Below are 12,972 nucleotides of genomic sequence, written 5' to 3' on the forward strand. Positions count from 1 at the left end.
CCATTTTTGCCGCGGTAGTAGGTGCCAACTCCAGTCGCACTACGCGCTCCTTACGCAGGCACCTACTACCGCAAAACCATACAACCAACTACAAGAACAGACAATCTATAAGACAGCATACAAGGGTTGGGGATGAGGGAGACTCAGATTCGGACAATGTCATTGAATACGTTTGTAGGAATTCATTGGCGTTCGTTGATGTATTCGTTGGACTCATCTTGCAAATAATTTTTTTGCTAATGTCATCGTTCGCAGGTCGGGTGTGGCCCGACAGCCACTTACCTTTTTTGCTTCGCCAAAAAAGGTAAGCCAAAAAAGGCGACCGTAGACTCGCCCTGCGGGTGCTTACGCTACGTTTCAGCATAATTTGTGCATCACAAAAAATGGGAAAGTGTTGAAACTCGCTACGCTCAGACAACAACACTTTCTTATCCATTTTCTGTGAAGCACAAATTACATCGTCTCAAACGGGGATAGGTCAAAATCAACAACAAAGTCAAAAGCAACGGCCTTCAACTGTTATTAGAAAAACGTATGACCGTAGTGACTGATTGTTTGCTGTTGTCGTTGTTTTTGATCTTCAACTACTTCTGACACTGCCAATTGTCCAGGACAGAAAATGGATAAAGAAAGCTTTGTTGTGTGAGCGTAGCGAGTTTCGAAGCTTTTCCATTTTTTGTCCTGCATAATTGGGAACCCGAAGGGAGGTTGATGGGGTTTCGCAAAGCATACTTTGCGCCACCAATCTCTAAGCTGCTTGTAAGCAGCGCAGTGGGCGGGGCAGCGTGGTCGCCTTTCTTTGCTTACTTTCTTTGGCGAAGCAAAGAAAGTGATTCGTTGGACTATGGTCCAACCTGTCGTGCCACACCCGACCTGTGAACGACAAGCACGCAAAAAAGTAAATCAGAAATCTAAAAATTCAGTGATTTATTTGTCGAAACTGGCGACGCGAAATCCACTCAACAAAAATCCCGACTAACAGCAACAAAATCCCCCAGCAAGTGACTCATATCCACTAAACGTTTGGCAACCAAATGATGCACCTTGCCATCGGTTTGCCAGATACCATAGACACCTAATAATTTAGCATTCAACACTTCATGTCGAAACTGATCGACTAAGGCTGGCCAGACGATCACATTCACTGGGCCAGTTTCATCTTCTATCGTGATAAACAACACGCCTTTAGCGGTACCGGGTCTCTGTCTGACCGTGACTAGGCCACAGCCGCGTGCGAATTGTTTGTTCTGAAACGTATGCAATACCTCCGCAGGGAGAAAGCGCTGCTTTAAAAGTCGTGGTCTGAGTAAGGCAATTGGATGCCGTTGCAAAGTTAAACCCGTGCTGTGATAGTCGCGCAGAATTTCTTGTGCTTCGCTAGGTGTACTCAGTTGTGCTGGCGCCTCTACCAGCGTTGTGGGCTTGAGCAAATCTTTGTCCGGAACGGCTGCTACGGCTTGCCATAGCGCCTGATGGCGATGGCCACTGAGTGCTGCCAAGGCATTGCCATCGGCTAGCGCTTCGAGATCGGTGCGACTTAATTGTGCCCGGCGTGCCAAATCCTGAATGTCGTTAAAGATCGCTTGCTGCCTAGCCTGACTAATACGTTCTGCCGCAGCTTGTGACATGCCGCGCAATAAGGACATGCCTAAACGCACCGCGGGGTGTTGCCCTGTGTTGCTGTGCGAGGGTAGGTCTTCTAATTTTGCATCCCAATCGCTATGCATGACATCGATTGGTCGAATCACAATCTGATGCCGTTTAGCATCCTGTACTAACTGCGATGGGGTATAAAATCCCATAGGCTGAGAATTGAGCAGTGCACATAAAAACACGGCGGGTTGGTGGCATTTAATCCAGCAACTGGCGTACGTTAATAAAGCAAAACTGGCGGCATGGCTTTCTGGAAAACCATATTCGCCAAAGCCTAGCATTTGATCAAATACTGCTTGCGCAAATGCTTCTTCATAACCATTCTTGACCATGGTATCGACGATGCGGCTTTGATAGTGACTGAGCCCACCTTTCCGTTTCCAAGCTGCCATGGCACGTCGTAATTCATCTGCTTCGCCCGGTGTAAAGTCAGCGGCAACGATCGCGATTTGCATTACTTGTTCTTGAAAAATCGGTACGCCTAAAGTGCGCGATAAGACTTTTTCAATCGCGGGCTTGGGATAAACGACCGGTTCTAATCCCTGCCTGCGTTTGAGATAGGGATGTACCATGCCGCCTTGTATCGGTCCCGGTCGCACGATTGCCACTTGCACCACTAGATCGTAAAAACAACGGGGGCGTAAGCGTGGCAACATGCCCATTTGAGCGCGCGATTCGATCTGAAAAACACCGATGGTATCGGCCTTGCAAATCATGTCGTAAGTGATGCTATCTTCAGCAGGAATATCTTGCATACGCTGCGGACAGCCAGGGATCTGCCGCATCAATTTAAAGGCGCGTTGCAAGGCCGATAGCATACCTAATGCCAGTACATCGACCTTGAGTAAGCCCAGTGCTTCTAGGTCATCTTTGTCCCATTGAATAATACTGCGGCCTTCCATACTCGCTTTTTCGATGGGTACCAAACGCGTTAATTTGTCGCGTGCAATCACGAAGCCACCACTATGTTGGGATAAGTGACGTGGAAATTTGAGAAGTTGATTGACGAGATCTGCCCATTGTTGCGCGATCATGGATTGTGGATCTAAACCACTTTCACTAAAGCGTTCGAGTAAGGCTTCTTTACTGTCAAACCAGCGTTGTGACTTCGCCAGCTTATCGATTAAATGCGCATCGATGCCAAGCGCTTTCCCTACTTCGCGTAAAGCACCGCGTGGTCTGTAAGTATGAACGGCAGCTGCCAGTGCAGTACGATGCCGTCCATATTTTCTATACAAATATTGGATAACCTCTTCCCGTCTTTGATGCTCAAAATCGACATCGATGTCGGGCGGTTCACCACGTTCTTTGGATAAAAAACGTTCAAACAATAAGATGCCATTTTCCGGGCTGACTTCGGTAATGTGGAGACAATAACAGATCACGGAATTGGCGGCAGAGCCTCGTCCCTGACATAAAATATCTTGTGAACGGGCGTAGCGCACGATGTCGTATACGGTCAAAAAATAAGGCTCGTAAGCGAGATCGTTGATTAAATGTAGTTCATATTCAATTTTATTTTTGGTATCTGAACTGATGCCCTGCGGATAGCGTTGCAGAGCACCTGCGTATACTTCTTGTCGTAAAAATGAGGCAGGAGTTTGTCCTGCAGGTACTAGCTCATCTGGGTATTCATAACGTAATTCATTTAATGAAAAATGACATAGACTGGCAATCTGTAAAGTTTCTTGTATTGCTTCTGCGGAATAAATATTCCCTAGTCGTAGACGTGAGCGTAGATGTTGTTCTGCATTCGGGGCTAAATCGTAACCGCAGTCGGCAATTGCTTTGCCTAAGCGTATTGCAGTCAAAGTATCTTGCAAGGGTTTGCGTGAACGTACATGCATACAAACATTGCCGATGGCGACCACGGGTAAAGTTAATTCGGTAGCGATCTCTTGCAGGTGTTGTTGCTGCCAGTCGTCCATCGCTTGCGTTAATAGATGTAAGCCCAGCCAAGCACGTTGCGGAAAATGACTTGCCATCCAAGCTGCTTGTGCTCTGACGATGTCTGCTTGAAGCGGATAATCAGGAACCAAAATCAGCAAGCAGTCAGGTAGTTTGGTGATGTGTAGCAGGTCACTGGGCGGATGACTGAAATCTTCGGGGGTGATGGTGTAACTGCCTTTGACTGTATTTGTTCGCATCCTGGCTAAGCTGATCAATTCGCAAAGATTGCCGTAGCCATGCCGGTTTTGTGCGAGGGCGATGAGACGCATTTTGCCTAACTGTGGATAGCGCAAGCTGGCTTCTAGTTGAAATACGCTGCCGACAATCAAGGGGAATTGATGTTTTTGTGCTTCTTCATGCGCGCGTACTACACCTGCCAACGAACACTCATCGGTGATGGCCAATGCCTGATAATTGAGCTTGACTGCACGCGCAATCAGCTCCTCGGCATGGGAAGCACCATGTAAGAAGCTGAAATTGGTTTGACAGTAAAGCTCGGCGTAGTGCGGAAGCATGTTGTTGAGAGAAATAAATCTGTGAAAGTGATAAATCTGTGTGTGTGTGTGATAAATCTGTATGTGTTAGCCAAACACCCCATGTAAAAACCAGGCTTCATCTTCTTGCATCAATCTTTCTTGCCCTATGCGTTCGCGATAAATCCAATAGCGATAATGTTTGCTACATTCGGCGATGAAATAATCGCGGGTGACAAGTTGACCGTTCCACCAGCCAGCTTCTATCCGTTCTGCTGGTGATAATAGTTTCAGGCGTGAGCCGTAATAGGGACTGTGCTGCCTGACGCTAAGTGACAATGGAATGTTTAGTAACCAGCTCGGACGTGGATTGTTGAAAGCGAATGTCTGCGTTTTGCGAGATGATTTTTCTAGCACGGAAACCCAGCGATTCGCGACTTCAGGTCGATGATCGGCTCGCGGTGCGGCTTGTAGCACTTGTTCGGCACCTAAGCGGGCGATGAGAAGTTCGAGCAAGCGGCTTTCACTTTCGCTTTGACTAGCCTGATCTGGAAATAAAGAAGTACTGAGTGCTTGTCGTGCTTCCATTTCGTCCACTTCTAAACGTATCGCAATGGCCGGGCTGTTTAATTGCCATTGGGCGAGTTTTTCTTTTAATAAACGCGTGATGTGTTCTTCTTGCCAGCACGCTTTCGCAAAAGGAATCTGCAGCATGCTCGGTGCAACTGCCTGACGTCCACGTTCATGTTCGAGTAGCAGTGTGAGTTGTTTAATCGCTTTTTGTTGTTGGTTGAGCCAGCCACATAATTGCAATACCAGACCACGTGTGAAATGAAAAATTGTCTCAGTTTTATTGATGCGATCCGGCGGTTCACAATGCGCATGAAAACTGTCGGGTACGGTAATCCATTGATGTAAAGCGACTTGTTCTCCGTACGCAATATCTAATGCCTTGAGCAGCGCTTTACCACAGCGTCGTTGTAGGCCAGCACGCGGTAAATTGCGTATTGCACCTAAGTCGGTACAAGCGATTCCTTGTAGCCAATCAAGATAAGGATGTGCGGCTGGTAGTAAATAGCAAGGCAGAGGATCTAAATGTTGCGCTAAGCGTTTGTTACTTAGACATAGTTGTAGCTGGCGGGAGCACCGCTGATTGGCCAGCTGTTTTCCCTGTATTTTGTTGGCTATTTTTTGTGTAGGCTTTTGTGCGATTTTGTGTCTGGCTTTTTGTGCCAATAAGCTGGCCGCACTGGCGTTGCGAGCGATTCCAATTTGCACACTGACGCCCAAATGGCGTAAGTCTTGTCGTATACGATGATACAGTCGTCGTATGCCACCAAACAGGCGCAAGCTGGTAGCGACTTCGATCAAAATAATATCGGTATGATCCTCACAAAAACTGACTTGCGGCGAGTATTGCAAAAGACTGATAGCTACTTGCTGACGCAATGTTTGCTCTAATCCCGGATCACGTTGTCTAACTTCGGCTTGTTCACATAATAAGGCAATGCTGTTTTGACGCATGCCTGGTAACAGGCCATATGCATGGAGCGCTTCACTTAAAGCGTAAACAGTTTGCTGTTCGCATACCACCAGATGACGGTAGTCCGTTGGATGATTGATTGTTTCATTCGGGCTGTCACTCAACCATCGCGGACGAAATACCTCCAGCGCGAGTTGCGGCAGATAAATCGCGATCCATAATGGAGGAATCAAGCTTGGCATGATGTCGGCTAGGGGACTGAAGCTGGTATTGGTTAAGGGGTAATCGAAATTGAGGTACTAAATCTTTAAATGGTAAAACAATTGGCTGGATTTGCTGTGCCCCTCGTCGCTTGAAGACTTCGATTTGCAGGCCAGTGTCATGTAGCGCTAGTTTTAAGCGTAAAGGGGCGGGTGAGGGACCGAGCTGACTTTCCCATGGGCGTATCAGACAAAACAAACTGCGCCCGTTTTGTGCCGCCATATGTAGACGGCGTAAGGCATCGCTTGTGAAATGTTGGCGTGTTGACTGCCAGAGCAATAAGGCACTGCAAGCCTGATTTTTGACGATTTGTTCTGCCGCCCACAAAGCATCTTGTGGTTTGCTACACGGTAGCCATAGCACGCGTGATAGATCCAGATGCAAAGCAGAGAGCGCCAGAATTTGCGGCTGATAAGGTGTATTCAATAAAATAATCTGACCTTCCCGCAGTTGCGCGAGAGCAGGGCTGAGTAATTGCAATTCAGCACTGCCGGCTTGTTGTACCAATAATTCCGTCAAATTAGCTAAGGGCCAGCCAGCTCCCGGCAATTCATTCGCCAGAGACGCATGGCCACAATCGAGATATTCGCCAAAACCACGCCCCAACTGCGATGCGCGCCATAAAGACGGATGCAGATTCTCTAAATTTGTATTCGAATGAGGTGACGTGGTGGAAAGCATAACAAGGAATATACTGTATAGATGCACAGTATATTCCTTGTTTTAGGAAATTTCAAAACTTTATTGAGATCAGTTTGAAGTTTGATAAATTGCTATTTTCTTAGCATCGTGAACAATAAAGAAGTTCACTTCAGAAGGGGAAAGTTTTGATTACGATGCTAGCTAAGTAGGTGCGGAGGTAAATACAGGGTGAGATATCAGTAAACCTTGAAGTGATAGTGCGGATTAGCGTCTGTTGAGTTGTTAGTCGCCAATTCGTTTTTGAAGTTTAATGCCAAAATGACGATGTCTTCATATCGTCCATCAATTTGGATGAAATATCCATTGGTAGCACTTCATCGATTGATCCATAAGCTGCATTACTTACAAAACCTCTCCGAATTGCCAATGCTCGCTGACGTACCAGTCGTCAGGATCGTCATAACCTTGATAGGTTAAGGACACACCAAGCTCTTTAACCCCATCTGGTAAAACTAGGCCCCACTCGTTAGCAAGACTGCGCCCATGCAGCAAAACGGTTTTTCCGTCATTGTTCGTTCTTGGCTGTATTTTGATTTGAAAGTATTCCTCGTCGGTGTAGATGCATACCTCACTAGTGAACATGTCAGGAATGCAGATCGTCGCGACTACGCGAAATGATTTTGCGTTTTCCGGTTTCGACTGCATAAGCTTTGTGCAAGCATTGATGAGAAGTTGGGCACATTCAACTTGAACTGCTCTAGTTGCCTGCTTACCTTCTACAAAATTTCTTAGTACCGGAATTTTGTAGTTATAGTATCTATCCGCGATGGTCAGGTCTGCCGGGAATAAACCAGAAAAATCACTTGCCCACTTTCGTAGCGAACGCAGTCTGCGATGGATGCCACGGACTTTCTTGTTGTTGTTGAATGAGAGCTGACGCATTGATGTACTGTTAGCTATGCCGCTTCGACTTTTTTCCGGCACTAGCCAAAGTCTTGCTAGTGCGCTTAGATGCTTGTTTGCTGCTGACTTTACGATGATTTTTTGCAAGCTGTTGCTTGGTGTTGCTGCTCCGGCTGGCGGTTTGTAGATTTGAGCTTGCATGTGCTTTAGGAACGTGCAAGACCAATTTCTGACCAACTGCAACTTGATCTTTGCGTAAATTGTTCCAAGATTTAATATCCGCGACGCTGAGCTTGTAACGCTTTGCCAGGCTCGCCAGATTGTCTTTTTTGCCGACTTTAACTTGTATTTTGCGGGTGCCAGCGCTGGGATTTTCTATTGTTAATTGTGCTAGCTCGGCAATTTGTACCGGAATATTTTCTTCTGAGGATTTCGCCGATTTCGGCACCAGTATGGTTGATCCCGCTTTCACGATCATTTTGGCTGGAATCGCATTTACTTCGCGTAGCTGATCCGCTTTGTAGCCAAAGCGATTCGCGAGAGTTTCAACGCGTTCAGACTTATTCACGCTCAAGGTGGTCCAGGATGAATATGGGCCTTTCCAGCTCAGAAAATTATTTTCGAAGACTGGGGCTTTTTCTATTGGCAATAAGATATTGATGTTGTTCCCGCCAGTGATGACAGGGCGGTTAAATTGTGGATTTAAGGCTTTGAATTCATTCAAAGGTAATTCCGCTAACTTTGCCGCTAATTGAACGTCAATGTCTTTCTGACTTTTGACTGTGGTGAAGTAAGGCTCATTATCCAGTTTAGGCAAGACGATATTGAAATGTTCTGGATGCCCGATGATATTTTTGACGGCCTGTAGCTTGGGCACATAATTTTTGGTTTCATTCGGCATCAAGGCTGACAAGCTATCGAAATCAATCGGTAAGCCTAGTGCTTGTTGTTTCTTGATCGCTCGTTGCACTGAGCCTTCACCCCAGTTATAGGCTGCTAGTGCGAGTTGCCAGTCACCGAAGATATTGTAGAGGCGTTGCAAATAGTCGAGTGCCGCTTCAGTAGAATCTAATACCCCGCGTCGGTCATCTTTAAAAATGCTTTGTTTGAGATTAAAGTCGCGTCCAGTCGCAGGCATAAACTGCCACATGCCGGAAGCCTTCGCAGTTGAAATCGCTTGCGGATTAAAGGCAGATTCGATGAATGGCAGTAAGGCCAGATCCGTCGGCATACCGCGTTTATCTAGCGCATCTACGACGTGGTATAAATAACGTGAACCACGTTGAACGATGCGTAGCAGATAGTCCATCCGCGAGCTGTACCAACTGGTTTGATAGTTGACTAACTGATTGTCCAAATTAGGAATCGCATAACCATGGCGAATCCGGTTCCACAAATCTGACTCGGTAAAAATTAAAGGCTCTTCGCCATCAACAATATCTGTCGCAGCGGTAGTGGCTTCTGTTGGAGATTCAAAACGTGCGTTGCTGAGTTTTTTACTGAGTTTTAAGGTGTCGATTGTTTGTGCTTTGAGCGTGGTCGTCGTCAGACCCGATAACAATAAACCAGAACAAGCGAGACAGTAAATAAATCGTTTCATGATCGGAAAGAGAATCGATACAATCGACTGTGAGATGGACAACAGCGAAGTGTACGCAAAGCCTTCTTTCGAGGTCAAGTGAAATAGCCATCAATAAAGGAAAATTGCGCTAAAGTTTTCTGTGGGAAAGTAATTCCTATTTTGAAAACTTTTGTTGTCGAACTTGCTGTAGGACTTGTTATGGGACTCGTTGTACAAATTCCGCAAAGGGTGCTGGATAAGGCAAAATTGGGATAAGTTATTGCACCGCTTATATTGCACTTATATTGCACTTAATTGGATTGTTGTTGTCCTAGGGCTTGTTGACATTCAAATCGGGAGTGCGAATGTCAACAGGTTCTAGCCGCCTGAATATGGATTAACCACTGGAGAGAGATATGAAAAAAATAAAGCAAATGCGACTGGGGATATTGAATGTAGCATTCTTGAGCGCATTTGGCGTGTATAGCCAGAGCAGTCTTGCTGACACGCTGTTTGTGCATGCGAATGCCTATACGCTTAATGTAAAACAGCAATTGCAACAATTTGATGCGATGTTGATTAACGATGCGGGTAAGGTTCTCGCTACAGGCACACAGGTGCAATTGCAAAAGAAATTCCCTAAGGCGACGATCGTAGATCTGGGCGGTAAAACAGTGTTGCCAGGTTTGATTGATGCGCATGGACATGTGTTTGGCTTGGGAACTGCAGAGAGTCGACTCAGCTTGCGGGCGACGAATAATCTGGCAGAGGCTTTGGCGGCTATTTCTCAATATGCGCAGGCATCGACGCAACGTCAGTGGATCTTGGGCGGTGAATGGAATCAGGCGATCTGGAAGCTTGGACGTTTTCCAACAGCAGCCGAACTCGATAGCGCGATTAGTAATCGTCCCGCCTGGTTCCGCCGGGTGGATGGGCATGCAGGTTGGGCCAATTCCAAAGCCATGCAATTGGCGGGCATTACGAAAGCGACACCTGATCCAGCTGGTGGCAAGATAGAGCGCGATGCGAATGGCGAAGCGACCGGGATCTTGGTGGATGCCGCAATGGACATCATGGAAAAAGTGATCCCGCCGCAAAACGACGCGGAAATGCGTAGTGCTTTAGATGCTGCGCTTGCGCAATTGCGTAGCGTCGGTTTGACGTCGGTGCATGATGCAGGTGTTGGCATGCACGCGGATAAATTATTTCGCGAATACGCTAAAGACGGCAAACTCACGACGCGCGTGTACGGCATGATCAGTGGCGTAGATCAATTTTTTGATCAAGTTTCTGCGGCAGGGCCACTCAAAAGTTTTGCCGATGATCGCTATGCTTTGCGTGCAGTGAAGTTATATTCTGATGGCGCTTTAGGCAGCCGTGGTGCGGCTTTGTTAGCCCCGTATAGTGATGCGCCACATACCAAAGGTTTATTATTTTCGCCGGACAAAGATATGCGTAGCATGGTGCAAAAAGCGGCTGCTAAAGGCTATCAAGTCAATGTGCATGCGATTGGTGATGCAGGTAATCGTCAGGTGATTGACGCTTTAGCGACGATTCCTCAAGCACAGAATGCGCAGGTTTTGCGACACCGAATTGAACATGCACAAGTGCTAGAACTGAGCGATATTCCACGCGTCGCCAAATTGCATATCATTCCTTCAATGCAGCCTACGCATGCGACTTCCGATATGAATATGGCAGAAGACCGCGTGGGAAATGAGCGCATCAAAGGTGCGTATGCGTGGCGCAGTTTTTTAAAGCAGGGATCGAAAATTCCTTGTGGCTCCGATTTCCCGATTGAAAGTCCAAATCCATTCTGGGGAATTTATTCCGCCGTCACGCGTCAGGATCATCAGCAAATGCCGGTCAATGGCTGGCATCCAGAGCAAGCAATGACAGTGCAAGAAGCTTTCCGCTGCTTTACCTTAGATGCTGCATATGCCGGACATCAAGAAAAAATACTCGGTAGTTTAGAGAAGGGTAAGTGGGGTGACTTTATCGTGATTGATCAGGATATCTTCAAGATCCCCGCGAAGGATATTTACAAAACGTCTGTCTTGCAGACTTGGCAGGCTGGTAAGCAGGTGTACGTCAAATAAAGCTGGTTTTGATCATTTCTTGATTAAGCCTTGATCACTTATTGAAGTGCATAAAAAAACTGCTAGTGACGCATCAATCGTCACTAGCAGTTTTGATTTGTTGGAATCAATGCAGATGAAACTGCAAAGAAGCCAGATGCGCATACACACCGCCTTGCGCAATCAGCTCGGCGTGATTACCAGTTTCCACAATACGACCTTGTTCTAGGACGATGATCCTGTCGGCACGTTGTACGGTCGATAAGCGATGCGCAATGATTAATGTCGTGCGTCCCTGCATCGCTGTTTCCAAAGCCTGTTGTACTAAACGTTCGGATTCTGCATCGAGTGCGCTAGTCGCCTCATCAAGTAACATCAAACGGGGATTTTTTAAGATCGCACGGGCAATCGCTATCCTCTGTTTTTGACCACCAGATAAACGTACTCCACGCTCCCCCAAAAAGGAATGGTAGGCTTCGGGCAGGCGTTCAATGAATTCATGGGCGGCGGCTAATTTCGCAGCTTGGATCACCTCTTCATCAGTCGCATCGACCTTACCATAGCGAATATTTTCCATCGCACTCGCGGCAAAGATCACAGTGTCTTGCGGGACTATGCCTATGGTATCGCGCAGGGTATGCAAATCAAGCGCACGAATGTTCACGCCATCGATGCTTATTTGACCTTGCTGCGGATCATAAAATCGTAAGAGCAATTGGAACAGCGTGGTTTTGCCAGCGCCGGATGCTCCGACCAGTGCAATCGTCTCGCCCGCTTTGATCGTTAAATCGATTTCAGACAATGCAGCTGCGTCGGGTCGCGATGGATAATGAAAGAGCACATTGCTGAATTGAATGCTGGCACCATGCGCATCTAATTGCGGCAATAATAATGGCGATGCGGGAGAGGTGATAGTCGATTTAACTGACATCAGTTCAAGCAAGCGTTCGGTTGCACCTGCAGCGCGTTGCGCTTCTCCCATCACTTCTGATAAAGCACCAATGGCGCCAGCGACTATTGATGCATACAGGATAAACTGACCGAGTTTGCCGCCACTCATTTCACCTTGCATGACCGCTTGCGCACCTAACCATAAGACGAAAACGATCGCCCCAAAGATCAATAATATCGCGATCATGGTTAATAAAGAACGAGCACGGATGCGTCGCATGGCGGTGCTAAAAGCGTGTTCGACCGAGCTGGCGAAGCGTTGCGCCTCTATCTGCTCATGCGTGTAGGCTTGAACTATCGGCATGGCGTTCAGAATTTCCCCCGCCATGGCCGAGGCATCGGCAATTCTATCTTGCGAATCACGCGATAATTTACGCACGCGCCGACCAAACAAAATGATAGGCAGAATCACCAGCACCAACATCACGATAATGATAGAAGAGAGCATAGGACTGGTGACAAACAGCATCACCAAGCCACCAGCAAATAGCAGCAGATTGCGTAAAGCCAGACTGATACTCGTGCCGACCACTGCTTGAATTAAAGTGGTGTCGGTAGTCAGGCGAGATAAGACTTCGCCCGTTTGTGTGGTTTCAAAAAACTCTGGGCTTTGGGTGACGACATGGGCATATACCGCATTGCGGATATCTGCCGTGACGCGCTCACCTATCCACGACACCATGTAAAACCGCGCTGCGGTGGCGATACCTAAAATCACCGCGACACCGAATAACGCCAGAAAGGTCAGATTGACGTGTTCAATTCCATGCGTACCACCGTCGCCTATTTTGCTAAACCCCATATCAATCATTTGCCGGAAGGCATACGGTATGGTCAAGGTGGCACAGGCGGCAATCAGCAAGGCGATACCCGCTAATATGAATTGGCGACGATAAGGACGTAAGAAAGGGAGTAAGCCTATTAATGTCGTGATGCTGCTGCGATTTGCTGTATTGCTGTCGTTGCGCGTCGTAGTTTCTGCATGGGGGGAGTTGGGCTGGCTCATAGTAGCAATAG

The 12,972-nt window shown here is 47.2% G+C and carries 7 protein-coding genes; 1 reads left to right on the forward strand and 6 read right to left on the reverse strand.

Going from position 1 to position 12,972, the window contains the following annotated elements:
• Positions 1-959 precede the first annotated feature (959 nt).
• The 5 genes from H8K55_RS14205 to H8K55_RS14225 form a co-directional block, all read right to left on the reverse strand.
• Entirely contained in the window at positions 960-4,118 is a 3,159-nt protein-coding gene (locus H8K55_RS14205) for an error-prone DNA polymerase (protein ID WP_186942731.1), read from the reverse strand.
• A gap of 66 nt (positions 4,119-4,184) precedes the next feature.
• Positions 4,185-5,801, reverse strand: coding sequence for a Y-family DNA polymerase (locus H8K55_RS14210; RefSeq protein ID WP_186942732.1), 1,617 nt, complete (start codon positions 5,799-5,801; stop codon positions 4,185-4,187).
• Positions 5,716-6,501 (reverse strand): translesion DNA synthesis-associated protein ImuA, encoded by a 786-nt coding sequence (gene imuA, locus H8K55_RS14215; protein ID WP_186942733.1) that lies wholly within the window; start codon positions 6,499-6,501, stop codon positions 5,716-5,718. The genes H8K55_RS14210 and imuA overlap by 86 nt, the downstream gene beginning before the upstream one ends.
• Positions 6,502-6,864: 363 nt before the next feature.
• Entirely contained in the window at positions 6,865-7,404 is a 540-nt protein-coding gene (locus H8K55_RS14220; RefSeq protein ID WP_186942734.1) for a DUF3916 domain-containing protein, read from the reverse strand.
• A 10-nt stretch (positions 7,405-7,414) separates the two neighbouring features.
• Positions 7,415-8,965 carry a transglycosylase SLT domain-containing protein gene (locus tag H8K55_RS14225; protein ID WP_186942735.1) on the reverse strand — a complete coding sequence of 517 codons (1,551 nt, stop codon included), beginning with the start codon at positions 8,963-8,965 and terminating at the stop codon, positions 7,415-7,417.
• A 377-nt stretch (positions 8,966-9,342) separates the two neighbouring features.
• Here H8K55_RS14225 and H8K55_RS14230 point away from each other — a divergent pair, with 377 nt between their 5' ends.
• The gene (locus tag H8K55_RS14230; protein WP_186942736.1) at positions 9,343-11,025 is read left to right on the forward strand and encodes an amidohydrolase; all 1,683 of its coding nucleotides are present in this window, start codon (positions 9,343-9,345) and stop codon (positions 11,023-11,025) included.
• Positions 11,026-11,131: 106 nt separating this feature from the next.
• On the opposite strand, the gene H8K55_RS14235 is transcribed toward H8K55_RS14230, so the two are convergent.
• Complete coding sequence (locus H8K55_RS14235; RefSeq protein WP_186942737.1) at positions 11,132-12,961, reverse strand: ABC transporter transmembrane domain-containing protein; 1,830 nt, start codon at positions 12,959-12,961, stop codon at positions 11,132-11,134.
• Positions 12,962-12,972 lie beyond the last annotated feature (11 nt).

This window comes from Affinundibacterium flavidum (assembly GCF_014284175.1).
Classification (GTDB): Bacteria; Pseudomonadota; Gammaproteobacteria; order Burkholderiales; family Burkholderiaceae_D; genus Undibacterium; species Undibacterium flavidum.